The 23823-nt window shown below is 64.0% G+C and carries 11 protein-coding genes; 4 read left to right on the top strand and 7 right to left on the bottom strand.

The genetic code is table 11. The features are described 5' to 3' along the window. The first annotated feature begins 492 nt into the window (after positions 1-492). Entirely contained in the window at positions 493-1068 is a 576-nt protein-coding gene (gene kptA / locus AC1D0O_RS11365) for an RNA 2'-phosphotransferase (RefSeq protein ID WP_477653627.1), read from the top strand. Here the strand turns inward: kptA and AC1D0O_RS11360 are convergent. Continuing rightward, complete coding sequence (locus AC1D0O_RS11360) at positions 1060-1440, bottom strand: DUF6960 family protein (protein ID WP_477653626.1); 381 nt, start codon at positions 1438-1440, stop codon at positions 1060-1062. The two genes, kptA and AC1D0O_RS11360, sit on opposite strands and share 9 nt — an antisense overlap. Next, the gene (locus tag AC1D0O_RS11355; protein ID WP_477653625.1) at positions 1440-15839 is read right to left on the bottom strand and encodes a LysM peptidoglycan-binding domain-containing protein; all 14400 of its coding nucleotides are present in this window, start codon (positions 15837-15839) and stop codon (positions 1440-1442) included. The genes AC1D0O_RS11360 and AC1D0O_RS11355 overlap by 1 nt, the downstream gene beginning before the upstream one ends. Positions 15840-16403: 564 nt before the next feature. Between AC1D0O_RS11355 and AC1D0O_RS11350 the strand changes: the two genes are divergently transcribed. The 3 genes from AC1D0O_RS11350 to AC1D0O_RS11340 are packed head-to-tail and all read left to right on the top strand — an operon-like array spanning position 16404 to position 19686. Beyond that, positions 16404-18614: a YcaO-like family protein gene (locus tag AC1D0O_RS11350; RefSeq protein WP_477653624.1), complete on the top strand. Its 2211-nt coding sequence runs from the start codon at positions 16404-16406 to the stop codon at positions 18612-18614. 16 nt (positions 18615-18630) lie between these two features. After that, a complete protein-coding gene (locus AC1D0O_RS11345; protein WP_477653623.1) occupies positions 18631-19221 on the top strand; it encodes a tetratricopeptide repeat protein in 591 nt (196 codons plus the stop codon). A 33-nt stretch (positions 19222-19254) separates the two neighbouring features. Continuing rightward, entirely contained in the window at positions 19255-19686 is a 432-nt protein-coding gene (locus AC1D0O_RS11340; protein WP_477653622.1) for a hypothetical protein, read from the top strand. 35 nt (positions 19687-19721) lie between these two features. Here the strand turns inward: AC1D0O_RS11340 and AC1D0O_RS11335 are convergent, their stop codons facing one another. From AC1D0O_RS11335 to AC1D0O_RS11315, 5 genes are all read right to left on the bottom strand, one after another. Next, positions 19722-20978, bottom strand: coding sequence for a tetratricopeptide repeat protein (locus AC1D0O_RS11335; protein ID WP_477653621.1), 1257 nt, complete (start codon positions 20976-20978; stop codon positions 19722-19724). A 35-nt stretch (positions 20979-21013) separates the two neighbouring features. Next, on the bottom strand, positions 21014-21787 hold the full coding sequence (locus AC1D0O_RS11330) for a sigma-70 family RNA polymerase sigma factor (protein WP_477653678.1): 774 nt from the start codon (positions 21785-21787) through the stop codon (positions 21014-21016). An 81-nt stretch (positions 21788-21868) separates the two neighbouring features. Further along, positions 21869-22771, bottom strand: coding sequence for a flagellar type III secretion system pore protein FliP (fliP, locus tag AC1D0O_RS11325; RefSeq protein WP_477653620.1), 903 nt, complete (start codon positions 22769-22771; stop codon positions 21869-21871). Next, positions 22768-23352 carry a flagellar biosynthetic protein FliO gene (locus AC1D0O_RS11320; RefSeq protein WP_477653619.1) on the bottom strand — a complete coding sequence of 195 codons (585 nt, stop codon included), beginning with the start codon at positions 23350-23352 and terminating at the stop codon, positions 22768-22770. The genes fliP and AC1D0O_RS11320 overlap by 4 nt, the downstream gene beginning before the upstream one ends. Beyond that, the gene (locus tag AC1D0O_RS11315) at positions 23349-23813 is read right to left on the bottom strand and encodes a FliM/FliN family flagellar motor switch protein (protein ID WP_477653618.1); all 465 of its coding nucleotides are present in this window, start codon (positions 23811-23813) and stop codon (positions 23349-23351) included. The genes AC1D0O_RS11320 and AC1D0O_RS11315 overlap by 4 nt, the downstream gene beginning before the upstream one ends. Positions 23814-23823 lie beyond the last annotated feature (10 nt).

The following is a 23823-nucleotide window of genomic DNA, read 5'->3' as shown; positions in this document are numbered from 1 at the left end:
AACCGGGCGGACGGGTAAAGCCTCAACCCCAAAACCACGCCCGCATCCACTCTATGGGCCGCTTAAAATCTTCGGAGACAAAACACACAAGCACGAAGATGGCAGATTTTGTGATTGACACCTGGTTTCCAAGCAGCATCTACAAACCCTATGACATTGTTTCGGCGCAAGAGAACCAACGTGTGCTCGCCAAGGTGCTGAAGTTGAAAAAATTGAACCGGGCGGGAAGGCATGGAAGTCCAACACCTTCAATTCGCACCATATCTACGACTTTCTGGCCGACGAAGACTTCAAGCCGGTCACCCAGGAAGTCACCCGCCGGGTCGCCGAATACGCCGAAGCATTCAATTCGACCTACCCCTACCAGAGCGCCTCAGCGTGGTTTAACGTCGCCCCTGAGCACGCGTACTAAGAGTTCCATGTCCACCCCCACAGCGTACTGCAGACCTATTCCACTTACATTTACATTTACATTTTGAGAGAAGAGAAGGAATGACCCACAAGCTACTCACCGAAACGAGCAAGTTCCTTAGCTTTGTGCTGCGTCATGAACCGCAGGCCATTGGCCTGACGCTGGACAGCGAGGGCTGGGCCGACATGGAAGCATTGATTGCAGCCGCTACCCAACACGGGCACATGCTGGATCGTGTCTTGATAGACCAGGTGGTAACCACCAGTGAGAAGAAGCGTTTTGCGATCTCGCCTGATGGCGCTTGCATTCGGGCCGTGCAGGGGCATTCGACCGACAGCGTGGTGATCCACTTCAAAGAGAAAGTTCCCCCTGAATTTCTTTATCACGGCACCGCAACGCGGTTTCTGGAGTCAATTCGCACGCAAGGTCTATTGCCAGGCTCCAGACAGTATGTGCATCTATCAGAAGATGTGCAGACAGCCCTTGCTGTCGGTCAGCGTTACGGCAAGCCAGCGGTGTTAACCATCGCAGCAAGGAGCATGCACGAACAAGGGGGCAAGTTCTATTTGACTGGGAATGAAGTTTGGCTTACCGCGACGGTGGCTTCCGGTTTCTTGCTGCCATCCATTGCCACGCCCGCCGGCTCATCACACTGACTCAATCTCGCTCTCCAAATAGCGCCTTGACGACTTCTTTCCATCGAAGGCCAATCCATAGACGTGTGTAGCATTCTTGTAATGCCACGCCACATAAAGAATCTTGGCCAGCTGATCTTTTGAGATGGCCTTGACACTTTGCCCAACTTCGAATTTGGGTGCTGTTACTGGGTTGAATGTTGTCGGATTTACGCGATAGACTTTTCCACCATAACGAAGCACTGCCCAACCTTGATTCTCACCAAGGTACTCAAATACTTTGTCTGCGGGCATAAGCTTTGTAAATGACTCCAAATCCTCCTCGGCTACGAGATGGCTGCCGTGCTGAGGAAACCATTTGGAAGCAACGAATTTCCGGATTGTCTTTTCCATTACTGCGAACCTCGGTTGTACGGAAAATATCCTTGGAAGTCTTTACTGAAAACCTTCGAAGGCAATTGTCCAAACGCTTTTTGCGCGGCATCCAGTGATCCTATACCAGGTTGAAAGTGTCCAGATGAATTATCGATAGAGTAAATACGCCCGGCACGAATATCAACCATACCCGCACCCAAGACCGTAGGATTATTGCCCCCGATCAACGTGGGGTGTGGCATTCTCAAAGTTTGCCCATCAGTATCCTTGCCACGAGTGCCAACCACGATGTTGTAGTCTTCATCAATGACGTACATGTACTTTCCATTGTGACGAGGACCGACGATCTTTCCTGCGTCATTTACTAAATCGGAAAGCGGCTGGGCTGTCGGGTTCTTAATGTAAGTTCCATCACTCATCAGTCGACCTGTTAGAGCATCATCGACGAACATTTGCGGTTGAACACGAAATTGATTCGGCACAACTATTCCAACCCCATCTATCGCGGCGGCGCCCTGCAGGTCTCTGGCAAGCCCAGAGCGGATTGTCGCGTTCAATTCAGTATCGAGCTCTGACCGAAATAGCGAAGCCACTTTATTAGCACCACCAGAGACTGCGACGTTCAACAAGACTTCGCCCCCATACCCAGCAGCGGCCGCATAGTTTCCCTGTAGGGCGTTGGTGGTCCCATTAAGGGAGGCAAAGAAAGTATTCACCGCCAAGCCTGGCGCAGAGAACTGTACTGCAGCAATCTGCGACACAGCCAAATTCTGCCCCATTTGAAAACCCGTGCTGTTAAGCCGCGCCTGTTCCCCAGCAGTCAGTGGTTGCACAGCGCTTCCCGTTGAGGCCGTCACAATCGGCCCTCTCGCGAGTCGATCATTGAAATCGACAAACGCTTGAGCGGCTCCCAATCCAAGCGACATCGTCGACTGGTAAACAAAACTCGCTCGTATGTCTCGGGCATCCCGCCCATCAGCAAATCCTGCGTTGGCATTTGTCGCAGCCTGTGCCGCAGCTTTCATCCGCTCGCCAAGTGCGATGTCTTTCCCGTACACGCCCAGTCCACCCGTGGCAGCAGGGGTGTCACCGTTTGGCAAAACAATGTCCCTATCGCTTCCTACGGCACGCGGATTCTTAATGCCATTGATCTCTATAAGTTGACCCACATAGTTGTTGATGTCGTGCTGGGTAGCACCTGAGCCAAGCTGTGCCCGCGCAATGCGCTCCATCGAACCACCATAGTCCCCCGCACTTACCGAGCGCGGCTGTGAAATCACGGGCGTTGCAGCCCAACTTGGCCTACCCGCTCTGCGTGCTGCCACATCTGCCGCCCAGTCCTGCCCGCCTGTCCAAGGTGCTTGATACGGTTCACTCCGATAGCTGCCACCGTCCAGGCGCGCGAAGTCTCCGGGTGTACGAAGAAGCTCATCTTGGGCGCGAGCAGCATCATTGGCGCGGTCCATGCGCGCAAAGTCGCCCGTTGTCGGTGTCTGCACGCCCATATCATTTAAGTCTGACTCCCAAGCCCTCCCCAACGCATTCCCAAACGCATCCGTCGCAACCTGCTGAATGGTCACTCTGCCGCCTTTGGCTATCGCGGCGGCTGCGCCGGACGCCAGGCCTTTAAAGGTCGCCTTGGCAATGAACTCTCCCGCGTCCATCCCGGCGGGGCGTGAGCCGTCACCGGGCAAGCCCAACTTGTCGCCGACCGCCTGACCCACGGCCGATCCCACCGCGGCAGCGGCCACGCCTCTCCAGTCAAAGTGGTCTTGCAGGCCGGTGATGACACCAATGCCCTGCGTCACGGCGTTGGCAACCGCCGCCTTGACGATGACCGTGCCTGTTTTGCCGACTGCATCAACCACTTCCTTGGGAATAAACTCGCCTATGCCTTCGCTGATACCGGCGCTCACGCCGGCCAGGGCAACAGCCTCCCAGCTGATGCCGTCCTGCACGCCCAGCGCATTTCCGGCGATCTGCCCCATGAGCGAGCCCAGCATGGCGCCGCCGATGCCGCCCGTAACAGCGGACACCACCACCGTGATGATGACCACGATGATCTGGCCGACGACCCCGCAGCCATCATCCTCTGCAGGCGGCGGAGGCGTCGGCAGGTTGGGCGTGGTGTCGCCCACCATCGCGCTCGGGTCGTAAGGCTTGAAGGTGTTGACGTTGTTGCTCAGCGTCCCGACGCGATTCGGGATGGTCAGGGTCTGGCCGATCTTGAGGTCGTTGTCGCCTGAAAGGCCGTTGGCCTCCGCGATGCGGTACCACAGGGCGCTGTCGCCGAAAGCGCCCTTGGCGATGCTTTGCAGCGTGTCGCCGGGCACCACGATGTAGATGCCGGGGCTGGACGACGGGTAGTTGCCGTTGATGGGCTGGTAGCCGAAGTTGAAGTCGGCCACGTTGGCGCCGCTGGCGGCGTAGCCGTAGCGGCCCAGCACTTCACCGCCGACGATCAGCTGGCGCTGGACCTGGCCGTTCTGGTTGGTGTACAAGGCCTTGCCGGCCGCGTCGCTGACGAAGCTGCGGTTGTTCGCCGGCGCGGTGCTGTCCGTGACGGCGGACAGGTTGCCGTTGACGTCGTAGCTGCTGGTAGTGCTGCCCGGCAGGAAGTAGCTGCTGCCGGCGTAGACGCTGGCTTCCTTGTAGCCCTCATAACGCGCCTGGCTGTAGGCGTAGGTGTTGGTATAGGCCATGCCCTGGTAGTTCTGCAGGGTGTAGCTTTGCAGGTTGCCGGCCGCGTCGTAGCTGCTGTAGTCGATCTCGTACTTGGCGCTGTCGTCGCTGTTGAACACACGCTGGTGCAGCAGGCGGCCGTTGGCGTCGAAGCGGTTGATGCGCGTTTCGGTGCCGCTGGCGCTGGACGCGCCGCCGTTGAGGGCGTTGATGTAACCCACCGGCAGGTGGCCGGCCGGGCCGGTCTGCATGTTGCGGTTGGCGCCGTCGTAAAAGCGGTAGTCCAGCTGCACACCGTCGCGCACCACGCCGGTGAGACGGTTCAGCCCGTCGTAGTTGTAGGCCTCGGTGGTCTGGCCCTGACCGGCGTAGTAGTCCGTGCGGTACACGGGTACCTGTTCGGTCTGGTAGATGATGTGGCCGTTCTGGTCCAACGCCGGGGTGGGGTTGCCCGACTCGTCGAGCACCGGGTTGCCGGACTCGTCGAGAACCCAGACGGGAACGCTGGTGTAGACGGTGTTGTAGTGGTCCACCACCTGCGTGGCGTAAACGCGGTTTCCGTAGTAGCTGTCGCTGGTGCGGTTGCCGCTGCCGTCATAGGTGATGCGGTGGCCCTGGGCGCCGAGGTTGCCGGCTGCGTCCACCGCGTCGACCACGGTCTGGCGGTTCATCGCGTCGTACTGGAAGTAGCGGTCGCTGTCATTGGCGGTGTCGCCGTTGATGACGTGGGTCTGGATGTGGGTGCGGTTCCCCATCTTGTCGTAGTCGATGTTGATGAAGGCATGGGTGTCGTTCACCCAGCGCAGGCGGCCCAGGGCGTCGTAGGCCATGCGGTTGTCCTGGTAGACAACGCCGCCCTGCGACATCTGCTCGCGCACCTGGTGGCCTGCCAGGTCCCAGGCATAGCTGGTGACCTTGCCGAGCGCGTAGTCGGTGATGCGGGTGAGCTGGCCGGCGGCGTCGAAGGTGTAGCCCAGGCTCTGGCCACGGGTGTTGGTCTGCGAAGTCAGCTGGCGCGCGTTGTCATAGCTGTAGCTGTACTTGGCGCCGCCCAGGTCGGTGTGGCTGTAGAGCCGGCCGAAGTAGTCGTAGCTCCAGGTGCTGGTGTAGCCATTGGCATCGGCCTCGCCGGACTTTCGGCCCTGCAGGTCGAAGGTGGCGCGCACCGTCTGGCCCATCGGCTGGCGGGTGGCGACCACGTTGCCGCGCAGGTCGTAGGTGTAGCTCAGGGTCTCGCCGTTGCCGTTGGTGTCGGTCAGCTTGTTGCCGGCCTGGTCCCAGGTGCTGGACTCCACGATGGCGCTGGTGCCGATGTAGTACGCCGAATTGGCGCTGTTGACGCTGTAGATGCCGACGGCCGGGCGCACGGTGCTGAGCAGGCGGTCCAGTTTGTCGTAGTTGAAGGTGGTGGCAAAGCCGCGCGCGTCGGTGGTCTTGACCCGGTTGCCGAAGGCGTCGTAGCGGTAGCTGGAGACGGCTGCGTCCGCATGGATGTCCTGTACCAGGTTGCCGGCCGCGTCGAAGACCTGGCCGTTGACGTTGCCGTTGGCGTCCTTCAGGGCGACCTGGCGGCCTATACGGTCGTAGTAGACGCGGGTCACCGGGCTGCCCGCACCCTGGTTGCCGTTGCTGTCGGGCTGGGCCTGCTCGACCAGCTCGTTGTTGGCGTTGTAGCGGTAGCTGGTTTTCCAGTTCAGGGAACGCGGGTCGTTGATCTCCAGCACATTGCCCCAGCGGTCGGTCTTCTGGTTGATGACCGGGCGCACCCACTGGCTGTCCCCGTTCTGCACGGCGGTCTGCCCGAGCTGGGCGCCCACGCCCTGGCTGATCGAGCTGCTGCCCGGGGCCGTCGTGTTGCTGGCGAAGTAGCCCGTCGGAATATAGGTGGAGACCGAATAGGGCACGGCGACCACCGTGTTGCCGCTCCACTGGTAGTGCTCGGCCAGCATGGTCACGTAAATATTGCCGCCGTTTTCGTCGACGCCGATGAGGAGCTGGGTCGCGATGGGCGGGCCGTAGATGGGCTTGCTCGGGGCCGTCATGTACTGGGCCGGGTCCGGCGGCAGATGCCACACGTTCGAGTACACCGGCGACTGGTAGCTATAGGTCGTCGGGACGTAGATGATCTGGTAAATGATGTTGCCGGCCTCGTCGGTCGCATACATCGGCTGCCCGTTTTCGTCGTAACCGATAAAGGTGGGCGGCCCTTGTGTCGGCACCTGGACGGTGTAGTACACCGTGGTGTAGCTGGTCAGCGTCCACACGGGGTAGGGAACGCCGACGACGACATGACCGCTCCACTGGTAATTGGCCCCCAGCGTCGTGCCGTAAATCGGTGCACCGCTTTCGTCATAGCCGGTCACCACCTGGTACATGACAGGCGCGGTGTACTGGGCGTTGGTATACCCGGTGATGTAGTTGGCCGGGTTGGCCGGGGTGATCCACTGGGTCTGGACGTAAGGCGCAACGACCTCGATGTTGCCGGTGGCATGCGCAAAAGGCGCGCCCTCGCCGGAATACGACCAGAGCAGTTCGTACTGGTAAACGCCCGCGCCCACGTCGCTCACGTCGGCGCCGTCATAGCCGCCGCCGCGCGGTGCTACCGCCCGGACCTGCCAGGGCCCGGTGCTGCCTAGCGGCCTGAAGCGCAAAACCTGGTCGATGCCCGTGCCCGGGCTTGCCCAGCCGTAGACGCCGGTCTGGATAAAGCCCAGGGGGGCGCTGATGGTCGAGAGGGCAGGCATGGCCAAGGACACGGTACCCGTGGCGGTGGTGCGCGTCGCGGCGCCGGTCGGCGTGGTCAGCACCCGGTATTCATAGTTCCCGAGGCTGAGCGCGGAGGCGTCAAAGCGCAGCGCATCACCGAAGTTGGTCAAGCCCACATTGCTCCAGCCGCCGCTTCCCGGTGTTCCCGCGGGACGCAGCTGCAGCTGGATGTCGGTGCCGGGATCAGTGGGCACGGCCACTTCAATGGTATTGCCAGCGTAGCCCAGCTTGGGCTGGGCGCTGATCAGCTGCCAGTTGCCCTGCAAGTCCTTCTTGTAGAGGGTCAACCGCATGACGCGGCCCAGGCCGCCGTTGATGGTTCCGGCGGGGTCCTGCCAGCTCATGGTGACGCCGCTGGCGCCCTGCTCGGCGGTCAGGATCTGGCTGCGGCTACCGGCGACGCCACCGGCCTGCACAACGGTTCCGATGATGTTGCCGGCTTCGTCCGTGGCGTAGATGGGCTGGCCGGCCTCGTCGGTGCCGATGACGGTGGCGCCGACAAAATTGGTGTAGGCGGCCGTCTCGTAGTCCATCACCACCTTGACGTCGCCGCTGCCCAGGCTTGCCAGGCTGGTCCAGCTCAGGGCCACGCTGTTGGTGCCGGTCCAGCCCATGACGTTGCCGGATTCATCGCGTCCGATGATGTTCGCAGAGGTGTAGACAGCGGCGTGGGTGGCGTTCTGGCGCACCAGCACCCCGCCCTGCGTCTGCAGGCGCTCGGGCTGCAGTTGCTGCGTCAAGTGCCCGATCGCGTCGTAGCGCATGTCGGTGCGCCGCACGTCGGTCAGTGCCGCGACCTGGTCCGCGCTGGTGAAGGCCAGCAGGTTGGTATTGGCACGGCCCGAACCGGCGCTGCGGATGTCCGCCGTCTGGTGTCCCTGCAGGTCGTAGAGCGCAACCTTGTCGACGCCGTCACCGCCGTTGGTCCGCCAGATGTGGCCGGCGTTGTCGTAGTCGAAGTATTCCTGGCGCCCGCCGTTGATGCCCTTGCGCGTTATCTCGCCGAAGGCGTTGTACTCGACCGCGGTGTCCACCACGCCGGCCTGTGCCTGGCTGACGGTGGTCACGCCGGAACCGGTGGCCTGCGCCGCGCTGCCTTCCCATTTCGCGACCCAGTTGCCGCCCGCATCCTGTTGCCAGATGCGGATGTAGCTGAGCTGTGAAATGCCGCCGTCCGTCGCGCTGGCATTCTCCCAGCCGACGGTGACGCCGCCGCTGGCGGCGCCGGCGCCGTAATCCCGCACCTGGCTGGCTGCGTGGCTGAGCACGCCGCCGTAGAGGATGCCGGACTCGTTGGCGCCGGCAGGGCTGTAGGTGGACAGCGTCTGGTAGTCGACCTGCACCCGCACCAGGCCACCGGCCGCATTGATCAGGCTGGACCAGGTCAGGGACACGCTGTTGCTTCCCGACAGCGTCAACGAGCCCGCTTCATCCGCCGTGGCGAGGGCTGAGCCGACCTGCACCGTGTTGAGGCCGCCCTGCAGCACCGTGGTGGACGCCGGGTCGATGACGTGGGTCTGGCGGCCGAGCTTGTCGTACTGGTAGGCGCGGAATTGGGTTCTGGTGGCGCCGTCGTTGCCGGTGACGGCCTGCCATTCCTTGGCGATGTTGCCGCGCGCGTCGTAAGAGCTGTAGTGGTTGTAGCCCTGCGCGTCGGCGCGCTGGGTCGCGTGCCCCGAGCGGTCGAAGTAGGCCATGGTCGTGCGGTCCGCGGCATCCGCCGCAGCCGCCGTGTACGCGCCCTCGTTCGCGGCGCTGGCTCCCTTGGCCAGGTCGGTCTTGACGACGACGTTGCCGTAGGCGTCGCGGCGGAACAAGGTCAAGGGCGTCAGCACGCTGGCGTCGGCCGCACCGGCACGCGTGGGTGCCGCGATCGCGGTGACGCGGCCCATGGCGTCGTAGTAGCTGTAGGTCGAGGCGCCGGCGGCGTCGGTCGTGCGGGTCAGGTTGCCGACGCTGTCGTAGCCGTAGCTCGTGCTCAAGTTGCCGCGGACACTGGTCGCATTGCTGCTGTCGCTGTATTCGACGTTGACCCTGACTTCCGAGGTTTTGCGGTTGCCGCGGTCGAAGCTATACAGCGTGGTGCGGTCGTCGGCGTTGCTTGTAGCTGCCGGCGCCGTGGCGGCGGGGGAGGCACCGTTCCAGCCCGTGATCGCCGTAGCGGATTCGGTGCGCGCGCTGACGTTTCCGGCGGCGTCGAAAGCCTGCGTCGTCAGGTAGCCCAGGGCGTCCACGCTGGCGGTTTGCTGGCCGCGCTTGTCGAAATAGTTGGCGGTGGAGGTCCAGGTGTCGGTTGCGGGATTTTTCAGCAGCGCGACGCGGGTCAGGTTGCCGAAGGCGTCAAAGGTGTTGCGGGTGGTTTTGCCCGCGATGAAATACTGGCCGCCGCTGGCGGCATCCGGATCGTAGACATAGGTCTGCGGCTCGGTGACCCTGACGGCGCGCCCCGCACGGTCGTACTGGGTCAGCAGGTTGCGGTCCGCGCCGTGGTTCACGCCGGCGGCATTGACCGCGGCATCGACCTGGGCCGCCGACAGGCTTGCAGGGTTGCCGTTCGGCAAGGTGGTCGCGGTGCCGAAACGCACCAGGCGCGTGACCTCGCCCATGGCGTTGCGTGTGTAGCCGGTGACAAAACCCAGGCTGTCGACCTCGTAGGCGACATTGCCGAGCTTGTCATAGGCCTTGTAGCTGTAGTTGCCGGCAACGTCGCGGTTGGCGACGGCATTGCCCAGCGCGTCATAGCTGACCTGGCTGAACAGGGCTTGCTGCGTTTCGGTGCGCGTGGCCAGGCCGGCCGCGCCGTTGGCGGTCAGGTTGTCGGTGGCGGGGTTGTACACGCCCACCGCCGGGTAGGTCGTTTTGACCTGCCGGCCCAGCGCGTCGTATTCGTAGCTTGTCAGCCGCTGCTCAGCGCGCCCGAAAGCTTCGGTGCGGGACACCAGGTTGCCGAGCGCGTCGTAGGCCAGGCGCGTAACGATGCCCGCCGCGCCTGAGGCCGCTTCATTGACTTCCAGGTTGCCGCCCGCATTGACGATGACGGACGTCAATGCAACTTGCGGCGAGGTTTCCTGAATGAGGCGGCCACCCGCGTCGTAGTCGTAAGTCCAGGTGGCGGACTTCTTATTCGTGAAGCTGATTTTTTCACCGAGCCCGTTGTAGGTGTTGGATTCGGTGAAGCCCAGCGCATCGGTGCTGCCGGTCAGGCGGCCGGCGGCGTCGTAGACAAAGCTGTTGCTGCGGTCGGACGCCGCGCTGGCGACCAGGGCGGCCGCGATGGCGCTTGCCGTGTTGGCCGTTGCGGCGGGAATGGCGAGCGCGTACTCCACAACGTTGCTGATCGCGCCCGTGCCGTCGTAGCCGGTCTTGCGCACATAACCCAGCGTATCGACGCCGTAGGTCTGGCGGTTGGCGGCGTCGAACACGCGCCGTTCGGTCCTGTCGTTCGCGGCATCGGCCACAAGCAAGGCGCGAACCGCGGCCTCCGTGGGAACGGCGGCCAGGGTGGCAACATTAAGCAGCGTGGCATAGCGCTTGACCTGCACGGCATTGCCGGCGGCGTCAAAGCTGGTCTCGGTGGCGGCGCCGGTGCCGTCGATGCCAAAGACTTTGCGGTCGGCCAGGTCATAGGCGAAACGCTCAATGCGGTCGTTGACGGCGTCGGGAATCACCGCCGACTGGATGGTCTGGGCGCTCGGTGCGCCGGCCGCGGTCGGCGGCGTCATGGCCGTGGCATAGCTCAGGCGCTGCGCCACGTTGCCGTTCTTGTCATAGACGAACTGCGTGATGCCGCCCAGCGCGTTCACGGAGAAAGTCTGGCGGCCGGCCTTGTCATAGGCGAACACAGTGATGCGGTCAGCGGCGTTGGTGCTGACGCTGCCTGGCGCGGCGGAGCCGGCAATGGCCACGGCGTGCTGGATGCGTTGCACCACCTGACCGCTCTTGTCGTACACGAACTGGGTGACGGCGCCCGTGCCGTCGGCGCTGTAGACCAGGCGGTTGGCCTTGTCGTAAACGCTGCGCACGCGGTTGTCGGCGCTGCTTGCCACCACCGCGGCATTGATCGCTGTTTCCGTCGCGGCGGTTGCCGGCGAAATAGTGGCGGCATAAGCCAGCCGGTCGACCACATTGCCGTTGGCGTCGTAGACCTGCCTGACGACGGCGCCCGTACCGTCGATGGAGAGCACGGCGCGGCCGAGCTGGTCGTACACGGTGCGCACGCGCTGATCATGGGCGGCGTCGGCCACCGGCGCTGGAACCGTGCCGGCCACCCAGGCGCCGCCGCCCGACATGGCCACGCGGTTGGCATAGGCCACGCGTTCGATGACGTTGCCGGCCGCGTCGTGGACGTACTTGGTCACTTCGCCCAGGGCGTTGACCGTGGCGGCCAGCCGGCCGTCGCGGTCGTAGACACGGTTCTCCACCAGGTCCGAACCCGCAGCGGCAAATACTTTGGCCTGGATTTGCGCCACGGTGGCGGCCGCCGGCAGGGTGGCAAGGTTCGCAGGCGTGATGGCGGTCGCGTAGACCGTGGTCTTGACGACACGGCCTTCGGCGTCAAAGTCGTTCTGCCTGGCGTTGCCGGCCGCATCGACGGTGAAGACCAGCCGGTCTCCCGCGTCATAGGCGTAACGCGTGAGATTGCCGTTCGCGTCGGTGGAACTGGTAACGTTGCCGGCCTTGTCGTAGGCATAGCTGCGCGTGAGGTTCAGGCCCGTCGGGTCGACCTGCTCCAGCGTGCGGCGGCCCAGCTTGTCGTAGGTGTAGCGCGTCACCGAGCCGCGAGGGTCGGTCACCGTCAGCGTCTTGCCGCGCCCGTCGTAGCTGTAGGCCGTCACGAGGTTCAGCCCCAGGGGATCGACCGCCTGTTGCGTCAGCTGACCCTTGAGGTCGTAGCTGAACTGGGTCACATTGCCGAGCGGGTCGGTCACCGTGGCCTGCCGGCCTTTGGCGTCGTAGCTGTAGCTGGTCGTCAGGTTCAGCCCCAGCGGGTCGACGGTTCGCGCCAGCACCCGGTTGGCCGCGTCATAGCCGAGCACCACCAGGTTGCCGTTGGCGTCGGTCGTGCTGGCCAGCCGGTTGCTGCGGTCGTAGCTGTTGCTGGCGGTGGTGAGCGCGGTCGCCGTCGTGACCAGGTTGCCGTTCAGGTCATAAGTAAAACTGGTGGTGTTGCCGAGCCCATCGGTCACGCTCTGGGTCTGGCCGAAGCGGGTCTGCACCGTCGTGACCTGCACGCCCTCCGGCGTGGTGACAGTGACGGAGCGTGCCGCCTTGTCGTAGCTGTAGCTCGTGACCTGGCCCAGGCCGTCGGTGTGCGTGAGCACGCGGTCGAATGCGTCGTAGCTGCTGGTGCGCGTGACATTGAGCGGGTCGACGCTGGTGACGGCGCGGCCCAGCCTGTCGAAGGTCCGGGTGCTGACGCGGCCGTTGGCATCGGTGCTGCCGGTCAACCGGCCGAATGCGTCGTAGACCGCGGCGGTGATGGCGTTGATGCCGCCGGCGTCCAGCACGGTCCCGGTCTGCAGGCCGCGGCGGTCCACCGTGGTGGTCTGCGTCAGGGTCTGCGAGGCGCCCAGGTCCTGGACGCGGAAAACTTCATCGCCGAAGGCGTTGTAGCCCAGGACAGTGGCATTGCCCAGCGCATCGGCGCTGCCGGCCAGGCCGCCGAAGCTGTTGTAGGTGTAGGTGGTTTTGCTGTCGAGCGCGGCGTTGGCCACGACGGCCGCGGTGAGCGCGGCATTCACCAGCCCGCCGGCATTGGCGCCGACCAGCCCCGCCAGGTTGATGCGTGTGCCGTAGCTCACGGTGGCGGACAGCTGCCCGAGGGCGTTGTACTGGTTCTCGCTCACCTCGCCGAGCGCGTTGACCGTGTGCGTGAGATGCCCGTCGACGTCGTAGAAGAACAGTGTCTTGTTGCCGTAACCGTCGGTCGTGCTGGTGCGCCGGCCCGCGGCGTCGTAAGCGTGGGTCAATCCGTACTGGGCCCAGACGGCGTCGACCTGCGCCTGCGTCAGGCCGCCCGTGAGCAGCGCGCTGCCGACGCCGGCCAGCTCGCCGACCAGCCGGCCCTGGAGGTCGTATTTCACCGTCAGCGTACGCGCCTGCGCCGTGCCCGCCGCCGCGATTTTTTGTGTCAGGTTTCCTGCGATGTCGTAGCTGAACTGCGTGACGGTGCCGGCCGGGTCGGTGGACTGTGTGGCGCGGTTGAGCAGGTCGTAGCTGTAGCTGCTGCCGCGGTCTTGCGCGTTGGCGGCCGGACGGATGTCGGCCACCGTGGTGCCGGCGGTGATGGAGGACAGGACGCCCGCAGCCAGCGCCGTCGCGTAGCGCACGCTCTGGGTCAGGTTGCCGTTGGCGTCGTAGACCTTCTCGGTCAGGTAGCCCTCGGCATCGATCTCGCCGGCGACCTGTCCGCGCGCGTTCAGGATCAAGGTGCTCGTGATGTCGCCGGCGCTTGCCGCCGGCAACAGTTGCGCCAGCGTGCCCGCCGCACGCAACGCGGGGGTGGTCGCCGCCGCATAGGCGGTGCGGCCGGCCAGGCGCCCGGCGCCGTCATAGCGCAGGACCGTCAGGTAGCCTTCCGCGTCGAGCTGGGCGAGCAGCAAGCCGTCCTCGTCGTAGAAGTTTCTCTCGATGCGGTCGGCGGCGGCGTTGGCCGTGGGCACGACGCTGCCGGAAGCCGGCGCGGCGCCCAGGCCCGCCGTTGAGATGAGGTTGGCGTAATGGGTGACCGAGAGGACGCGAGACGCGCCGTCATAGAGCATCTCGGTGACGGCGCCCTGGCCGTCCACCGTCTTCAGCAAGCGGCCGGCGCTGTCGTACACGCGCCAGGACTTGAGGTCCGCGGCCACGCCCGCGGGCCTCAGGGCCGCCAGCGCCGGGTTCAGCGGCTGGCCCGGCCCGGTGGCCAGGGTCGCCACACTCACTGCGGTCGCATAGGCGATGGCCTGTGTGACCTGGTTGTTCTTGTTGTAGACGTATTCCGTCAGGCTGCCGTTACCGTCGATGTCGGCGGTCTTGCGGCCGGCCTCGTCGTAGAGCATCCATGCCCGCACGCCGGTCGGGTCCTGGGTCATCGTCAGCCGGTTGTCGGCATCGTAGAAATAAAGCGTGGTGCCCAGGTTGGCTGTCTGCGCGCTGCTTTGCGTCACGCTGATGAGGCGGCCGGCCGCGTCGTAGCTGCTGCTGGTCGAGAGACCGTTGGCAAAACTCACCGTCGTCCGGTTGCCGGCATCGTCATAGCTGGTCAGCGTCGTCTGCAGCAGCGCATTCTGGACCGACAGCACGCGGCCCAGGCCGTCGTAGGTGTAAAGGTTGACACCCGCGGTCCCCGAGATGGTCTTCAGGAGCAGGCCGGCCTGGTCGTAGATGTATTGCGTGGTCGACTGGCTACCGTCGGAAACGCCGTTGCCCGAGGCGTCCACCTTGGCATAGCTCGTCAGCGACTGCAGCTGCCCGCGCGCGTCCAGCACGCGGTCCGAACGGCTCGTCAGCGCAAGGTTTTGCGAAGCGGCCCAGGCGGCCATGGCTGCTTCGCCCGGCACCGCGGTCGCGCCCAGGGACGCCACGTCATACGCTCCGGCGTTGTACTGGATGCTGGCGACTTGCTCGCCCCAGGCGTTATAGCGGAATTCGCTCACGCGCCCCGCGGGGCTCAGCACGAAGCGCAGGAGATTTTTGTTGGCGGCGTCGTACACATAGCGTGTGGTCAGCGGCGCTGCCGGCAGGCCGGCGCCCGCGCCGTCCGGGTCGGCCACGGTGTAGCTCGACTCCGTCAGCAGCTGGTTGCGGGCATCGTAAGTCCGCGTGATGGTGTTTCCGGCCGCGTCGCGCTGCAGCACCTGGTTGCCGTTGGCGTCGTATTGCATCACCAGCGCCTGGCCCAGCGCGTCGGTGACCTGGACCAGGTCGCCCGTGGCGTTGTAGGCGAAGTTGCTGACCTGCGAAACGCCGCCCACCGCGGGTGCCGTGATCTTCGTGAGCTGGCCCGCGGCGTCGTATTCGTAGCTGGTGACGAGGCTCAGCGGATCGGTCACCGTTGTGCGCTTGTTGGCGGTGTCGTAGCTGTAACTCGTCGTGTGGTTCAGCCCATCCTTGACGGTGGCGACCCGGTAGTCGGCGCCCACTTGCACATAGGTGAACGTCAGGCTGGTGCCGTCGCTCTGCGTGACGGATGCCACGCGTTTGCTGGTTCCGTCGTAGGTGTAGGTGCTGCGGTAAAACTTGTTGTCGGCCGTGCTGCTGTCGTCCGGGCTCAAGTCCACCGTGACGGTGGAAAGGCGGTTGCTGCCGTCGTAGGTATAGGCCACGCGCGTGAGCGTCGTGCCGTCGGCCCTGACGGTGCGCACCCTGGAGACGTTGCTGCCGATGTAGTCGAGGTAAGTCACGTCGCCGCTGGCGCTCGTCATGCTCGACAGGAAACCCGAGGCGTTATAGGCGTAGCTGGCCGTCGTGCCGCTGGCGTCGGTGGTGCTGGCCAGTCGCCCGGTGGCGGCCTCATAAGTCTCGGTCAGGCCGGTATCGCCATCGGTCCAGACATAGTCGCTGCCGATCGCCTTGATGGTGTCGTAGGCGCCCGCGCCGTCGGTGCTCACATAGGCCAGCCTGGCGGCGTCCCAGCTGTAGACCGATTCGCTGCCGTCCCGGGCCGTGCGCGTGATGGTGCTACCGGCGGCATTCAGCGTGCCGGCCAGCTTCGCCTGCTGGGCGTAGGCCCCCATGGACCAGTTGTCGGCGTTCTCGTCGTTGAGTTTGCCCTGGCTGTTGTAGGTGCGCAGCGCCGTGAGGTTGACGCCATGCGCGACCAGGTAGTCGTCGCGGTCCTGCAGCACCAGGTTGCCGTTGGCGACATTCACGAACGCCTGCTCGCCGCCGCGTCCCTGGGCCGCTGTTCCCAGAAGGCCGTTTCGCCCCAGGGTGGACAAAGACGTTGAACCCAAGCCCAGGCTGTTGCCGCTGACAATCGCAACCATGTGGTGTACCTAATGGTGAGCCGCTGAGTTGGGGCTAGCCCCGGGAATTCCTCCAACCCTTTGGAGAAGTGCTCAACGGTATTTCCCAGTACATCCATCCATTTCCGCTTTTGTTTAGGGGAAACTTCAGGCCACACCCGGGCGGGTCCTGTATTTCCGGCCCGGGATTGGTTTATCCGGATGGTCAAGAGCTCGGGAAGATGGTTCCGCAGGAGCCGGCTTGAACCCGCAAGAGGCCCCGGCTGCAAAAAACCAAACAAATTCCGGAACGTGTGGATATATTAGTGAGCATCGCACCGGCTGGCCCGGCGGTTCACCGTCCGGTCCGCGCAACCCCATGCATTGCGCAGGGCCCTTCCCGCCCCTTACCTTCCCTGGAAAAGACCACGTGCCCATCACCACACGCATGACCCGATTTCACGCCGAAAAGCCCCGCCATGGCGCCTATGAACGGGCCGGCATACCCCCGCGATGACCCGCACGGCTCCGCGCAACAGCATCCTGAATTCCCGCGTGCCGGCGGCCGTAGAGGCATGCCTCACCGACTGGACCCACCTGGCGCCCATGCTCGCGGGCGCAAGCCGCATACGCAGCAAAGGCCGCAAGGCCGTGCTGGTGGTCCGTCATGCCGGTGAGATTGTCGAGATAGCGGCGCCAACGGCCTTGCTGGACCATGTCTTTAACTTGTGCGACGGCACCCGCACGGCCCAGCAGGCCGTGGACGCCATCGCCGATGAAGAGGTCCGCGCGAAATTTGCCGATTTCCTGGCCTTTCTGCTCGGTGAAGGTGTTTTGATCGATGCCAGCCTGGCGAGCGCGCACGCGGCACGTGATGCGTTTCAGCGCAGCCCTTTTGGCGCCACAGCCCCGTCCGCGCTCATCCAGGAAATCGCGGGCCGCTTCCTGTGGAATACCGAAGAGGCGGCAACCGCGATGCCCGAAGCCGCCGCCAAAGTGGAGAGCGCGCCGCTTGACAGGTTTTTATCTTCCCGTATCACGACCAAAACCTTTGCCGACCAGTCGATGCCCGCCTCCGCGCTGCATCAGTTGCTGTGGTCGCTTGCCGGCGTCGTGAGCGTCAGGCATCCGCGCAAGGGTGATTTTTTTCCCCAGCGCACGCTCGCCTCGGCCGGGGGAATGTACCTGCTGGAAATCTACCTGGCATTGCAGCGCCCGGTCGGCGGCTATGCGCCGGGGGTGTACCGGATCCACTATCCGCACGAGCGCATGGTCTTTCTCCAGAAGATCGGCGAAACCGCGGCGCAACTGGCCCGCGCCTTCGTCAGGCCCTGGGAACTGACTTACGCCACCGGCGCGATTTTCCTGGCGGCGGATCCCGCCGTCGGCGCCATGCGCTATCCAAGCCGTTCGCTTCAATTCCTCTTCATGGAAGCGGGCGCCGCCTTGCACAACGGCGCCTTGAGCGCCGACGCCCTGGAGCTGGGCTACGCAACCATCGGCGGCTACCATGAGCAGCCCGCCGCCCAGCTGTGCGGCCTGGACCGGCAGTTGCTTCTGGGTGCGGCCATGTTCGGCGCGAAACCCTCCCCCGAACAGATTGAAACCGCATCCGGCGCCGCAAAAATTGATTTCGCCTGGGCCGACGATGACGGCTCAGGCCACGGCAGGAGTTTTCACCGCGCCCGTGCAAGGGTCGACACCGGCGCGGACGGCGGAGCCTACGCCCACGGCAACGGCACCGATCCCATGCGGGCGGCCCGCCAGGCCATCGAGAACGCCATCGCGCAGGCAGGCCATGAACAGGCCGGCCGGCTTGTCGAAGGCTGCTTCGGTGAGGTCGGGGAGGCCCTGGACCCGAGGCAGTTCGTGCGGTATACGGACGCGCAATACCGGCTTCCTGGTTTCCCCTATCTGCCGTTTTCGCCGTCGCGGGCCTATCCCTGGGTTGAAGGGACGGACCTCGCCACCGGAAAAAAAGTTCGCATCCTGGGCGAGCTGGTTTTTTCCCGTGCCGGCCTGGCGGCCCTTGGCCAAAGCCCCCCAAAACCTTACACGCAGGCCGCCGTGTCCGGGTGTTGCACAGGCACGTCGCCGGAAGACGCGACGGTACGGGCTTTGCGCACCGCCGTCGAACATGATGCCGTCATGAGGCACTGGCTGGCCCAAAAACCGGGCACCGTCTACCCGCCGGCCCAATGGCCGGGCGAAGTGGCTCGTCGCCTTGCGGCGCTCACAGGCGCCGGTTGCACGATCACGATTCAGCAACTCCCCGCGGCCTGCACCCACGTCGCACTGGTTTCCGCCCAGCACGGGCAAAGGCATTTCACGGCCACGGCAAGCGCGGAAGCCGCCAGCTTTACCCACGCCGTCAACAACGCGATCGACCAACTGGAATCCAGGGTTCATGCCTGGACGCAAGGTCGGCTGCCACGCATCAAATTTGCCAAGGAGGCCGGGACGGCTGAACACCATACGGAGCTGTATGGACAGCGACGCCATTTCAAGCGTGCCGACAAAGTACTCTTCCCGTCCGGGGCCGTTACCGGTGCCGACTGGCCGCTTGACCTCGCCGACCTCTCGCTCAACGCCCTGGTCGGGCACTTTTGCGCACGGGGCTTGCACCCCGTGGCCGTCGATATCACCCCGCCGCAATCTCATGTCGACCAAGGCCGCACCCGAATCACGGTCGTGAAAGCCCTGGTGCCCGGCCTGCTGCCTGTTTCAGTCGGTCACCAGCGGGAACCCCTGGGAATGATCCATCGCGGCCACCCCGGCGCAAAATTCCCCCATCCATTCGGCGATTTCCGAATCTAACCAGACAATGACCACCATGACACCAGCACCTTCGGCGCGCGTACAGGCGCAAATCCTGCTCCAGCAGGGAATTGAAGCCGGCCGGGCCCAAGCCCATGCGCAGGCCCTCGCCCTCTATCAGCAGAGCGCGGCGGCTGACCCGACCTGGGGCATTCCCTTCTTCCTGATCGGATCCCACCATGCATCCCAAGGCGGGATGGAGCAGGCCGAAGTCGCTTTCGCCAATGCCGTCCTGCTGTCGCCGGAGTTCACCATGGCCAGGTACCAGCTCGGGACATTGCAGTTCAGCGCAGGCAGGGCGGCGACTGCGTTGGTAAGCTGGCAGCCCTTGCTCAGCCTTCCCGAAAGCGACCCGCTCCCTCATTTCGTCCGCGCCTATGCGGCGCTTGCCCAGGACGACTTTGAAAATGCCGTCAAGCACTACGAAGATGGTTTGATGAGGAATACCGGGAACGAAGCCCTTTCCGGCGACATACGTAAAATCATCGCGCGGATCGCCGAATTGCAGGGAGCGGCCTCAGGTGCCACGTCGCCGCAGGCGGCGGACGTCGCCGAAGAAAACCATGTGCTGCTGTCAAACTACCAGCGCCATAACCACTCAAATTGAGACGCCCGGCCACATCTGGATTTCATTCACGCCATGCCCGTCATCGATCCTTCTTCCCGCCTCGGCGCGTTTCTTCGCCCGAACGCCACCGACCTGAAAAGGCCGGCTCCCTCCGATGCGCCCTCGCAGGAAAAAACCTCCGGGCTCCAGCGGGAACAAGTCGGAAACCCCAACCAGTTTCTTGAATCGCTGGCACTGCTCGAGCCCAAAATCAAACAACAGCTGTTGCAGCGGGTTCGTGCGCTTTCAAAAGAAGATGCGCGGCAGGCACGCAAGGTGTTCCAGCTGTTCATGGAATTCGTTTTGATGCAGGAATTCGCCGGCGACGCCGGCCAGGACATGGACTGGAAGCGGCTGGCGGATCCCGTGGTGGACCAGATGGAGTCCGACCCGGGGCTGGCCTCGGCGATCAAGGAGGCAGCCCGCCATCTCGTCGACGCCGCGGCCGCCATGCCGCAAGCCTGAAGGGTGGCGCCGGCAATCCCTGCCGGCTAGCGGAGCTAATCCTGCGGTGAGTTCCCCGTGAAATCAGGAACGCTCACACCGGGCATGTTCTTCCGGCCTGCAAGCAGCCGCTGCGCGAGTTTACGGATGGCGACTTCGTCCTTCACTTCCCCATTGAGCAAAGCCTCGGCATAGCGCCCCGACATATTGTTTTTGTCCAGGCCTATCGCACGCTCCGCGTGCTGCCTCGCTTCCTGGATCCGTTGTTTGAGCGCCAGCACGACAGCCATGCCGCCATGGCTTTCAGCAAAGTTCCGGTCCATCTCAAGGGCCGTGGAAAAACTGGCCTGTGCGGCGTCCAGGTCGTGATCGAGCAACTCCGCCCAGCCTTGGCCGTGCCAGGTCCCGATGTGGCTGGGCATGCCCTGCAACGCGCGCGCGAAATCCTGCCGGGCCCGCTTCAGGTCGCCTTTCAACAAAGAGGCAAACGCCCGCCCCGACCATGCCCGGCCGTCCGAATGATTGAGCTGCAAAGCCTGGTCCGCCCAGGCGATGGCGTCGTCCGCTTTTCGCGCGCCGAGGGCCAGGGTCAATTGCGTGACGAAGACTTCGGTGGGAAGCAGGCCCGGCGGTTTTTGCGATTGCGAATGCCGCAGCGCCATATCCGCCCAGCGCTGCGCACTGGCCATGTCCCCCGCGTCAATGGCGATCAAACTGGCGATCGCAGCCGCGCCGGCTTCCAGGCCTTGTGCCTTTTCGGCCTCCCGGGCCCAGTTGCAGGCGCGGTCCAGTTCGGCCGTGCGATGAAGGGATCGCAGCCACAGCTGCTGCAGCAACTGCCACGGCAGCGCGGCGCCCACAGCGCGCTCGGTGCCCTCCGGGGGAAGGGGCGGCGCCGCTCCGGTGAAGCTCTCCATGTATTCGGCCAACTCGGAAACGCATTCTGTGTATCGGCCCTGCCTGAACTCGATATAGGCGAGATTGTGCAAAACCACGGCCTTGAACTCCGGGGGAGCCTGGTCGACATGCTGCAACACCTCGAGCGCAGCCCTGGCTTCCGGGTAGAGCTCCTGCGCAAGCAACAGATCGCCCTCTTTCAGGCGCCACGACAGGACATCGGCCTGAAGCGCCTGGCCGTGACGCAGATGGAAAGCGGCCCGGTCCCACTGCCTGCATCGCAAGGACAGGTCAAAAGCCTCCGCGAGCAACTGTGGATTGCCGGGATCGGTTTTCAGATAACCCTCGAGGCGGTCAAGGCGGGCCAGCGCGGCGGAAATCATGGCCGCAGCTTCAGGGGAGAGGTCGTTGTTCATCAATAAATGTCCATGTAGCCATCGAAAAGGCCGGCCTAGGCCAGCACGTCGCAACTTTGCCGCGTCAAACCGTCCCGCAAACTCCGTAGCGCCTGGTGGTGAATCTGCGATATACGGCTTCGCTTGACGCCCAGCATTTTTCCAATGTCTTCAAACGAAGTTTCCTGAAGGTAGTGATACCGGATGACAGTCCGTTCCTGTTCCGTCAGTCCCTTGAGGAGATTGGCAAGCGTTTGCTGCAAGCGCTGCAGTTCGGTTTTTTTGAAATAGCTCACCTCGGCGGAAACTTCGCTGGCCTCCGAATTGAACGACTCGGCGTCTATCATGCCGGTGCCTTCGAGCATGACACCCAGGGCCAGGCTCATGCCGACCTCAGCGAGAAAGGAGAACAGGAACTTCGGGTCGGTCATTTTTTCCGGAAGTTCAGCGCCTTCACTCGCCGCCGAGGCCGGATCCAGCTTCTGCAGTGCCGCCGCTTTGGCTGCGTTGAGGCGTTCGCGCCGCAACTCCCCCTGAATGGCGATCTGCTGGTTCTTCTCCGTCAACCGGGCAAGCCCGTTAAGGATTGAGCCCTGCATTCTGCGAGCGGCAAAAGTCCTGAACTGCGCCCCCAACGACGGCTCATAACGATCGAAGGACTCCAGCAGCCCCACACTGGCAAGTTGAAGATAGTCGTCGAACTCCACCTCGTCATGCGTGCGGCGCGCGTAAAAAGTTGCGGCGACGATGCGCGCGTAAGGCAAGTGCATGGAAAGAAGTTTCTCGCGGGCCGCGGGATCACGCTGGTCTATCCATCCCCGCCACAACACCAGTTCGTCATTTCCCGGGCCCACGGGAAGCGTGGACTGGGTGGGCTGGTTGTTTGCGGTCTTCGACATGTGGGACAAGGTTCAGTGGAAACTGCCGACCAGCGCCTTGAGCAGCAGGCTCCAGCCATCCACCAGGATGAACATCAGTATCTTGATCGGCAGGGCGATGGTGGTGGGCGGCATCATCATCATCCCCAAAGCCATCAGGATGCTCGAGACAATGAGGTCGATCAGCAAGAAGGGCAGGAAGATCACAAAACCGATCTGGAACGCCGCGCGCAGCTCGGACAGCATGAAGGCGGGAATCAGCTGGATGTTGCCGATGTCTTCCATGGACTGCGGAACCGGCGCCTTCGACAATTCCACCATCAGGGCCAGATCGGCCTCGCGCGTTTGCCGCACCATGAATTCACGCAGCGGACCGACACCTTTTCCGTAGCCCTGTTCCATGCTGATCCTTCCTGCCATGAAGGGCTCGAAGGCATCCGCGTTGATTTTCTGCAGCACCGGCGACATGGTGAACATCGTCAGGAACAAGGCCAGCCCGATCAAGGCGGTGTTGGGCGGCGTCTCGGGCATGCCGATGGCGTGGCGCAGCATGGACAGCACGATGATGATGCGCAGGAAACTCGTCAGGCACACCAGCATCGCCGGAAGTATCGCCAGCACCGTCAAGCCCAGCACGACACGCAGGGCTTGAGAGGTTTCCGTGGCGGGTGTTTTGCCTGCGGCGGGGGCCGCGGGCGCGGGCGCACGCGAGCGGGTGGCCGCAGCGGGCGCCTGCGTGGCGGACAGCTCCTGGCTGGCTTTGAGCTGGACGGCGGATTCTCCGGCGGGGCTCCGGGCGTCCGGCGCTTCGGTGCTCTGGGCGCTTTCCACCGCCGGATCGGTCGTTTGCGCGTTCACCCCCGCCCAGCATGCGGCGCCCATCACAAGGCCCGCGATCCACCGCCGCAGCAAAATGCCGGCAGGCGGGCGCGTCATGGCTTTTCCTCCACCGCCGCATGCGGATGGTCCGGCGCGGCTCCCTCGGGTGGTTCGGCCAGCACGCGCTCGGACAGCAAGGTCATGGTCTGGTCCGCGCATCCGATCAACAAACGGCGGCCCCGCCATTCGACCTCGTGGACACTGTGCCTGGGCGACAGGCGCGTCGTGCCATGGAGCAGAAGGTTTTTTTTGGCCGGTGTAAGGCCCCACAAGCTCAAACCCTTCCCGGCGCTTCCCGCGCCGTAGGCCTGCGCGCGCTTGCGCCATGCCCAAAACGCGAAGCCCGCAAGGCCGGACAACAAGGCCAGGGCGATGACCGCCGAAGAGGGACTCTGATCCCCGGAAGCGGGCGTCGAGTCCTGCTTGAACGGAATCGTCCTTGGCAAAACGACGGGGGCGCCGGCGGAGGAAGCGGAAGAACTTGGCGCGGATGCCGCCACGCCCTGGCTGTACGCAGCGGCATGGCTGAACAGCAGGCATGCCGCCACTGATTGCAGGATGCGAAAAAAGCGGGGGGGCCGATCCGGCGCAGCCGACCCGCCGCGTTGAGCCCCCCACAACACGCCGGAAAATCTCATGGCTTGGCGCCGGCCGGTGAGCCGCCTTGAAGGTCCAGCGGCAGAGGCAACTCGGTGATGCGAACCGCAAAACGGTCATCGAGCGCGACCAGCTGTCCGCGCGCCACCACCTGGCCTTCAAGCAGCAGGTCCACGGGCTGGCCAACCGTCCGATCGAGCACCAGCAACTGGTTTTTCGCGGCGGACATCAGCTCGCCTACGGTGAGCGTTGCCGATCCCAGATAGACCTGGAGTGTGGCCTTCACCTGGTGGAGGGGATGGGACGCATTGCCTTCGGGCCGCCAGCCGTTTTTCCCGGGAGAGGCCTCCTCAGCCTGCTGGTGCCTGTCATTCGCCGGCGCATGGGGAAATGTGATGGGGCGGACGGTGAGCGCCGACACGTCGGGCTTGTCGGGGTCAGCGCCTGGATGGGCGGGAGTTTGGGGAGGGAGATTCATCATTTTTCCGACGACTGTATTCACGTTGGGTCTC

The organism is Polaromonas sp. P1_F2 (assembly GCF_056405735.1).
Note: the sequence above shows the minus strand (reverse complement) of the source record. Positions and strands in the feature narration are given on the sequence as shown.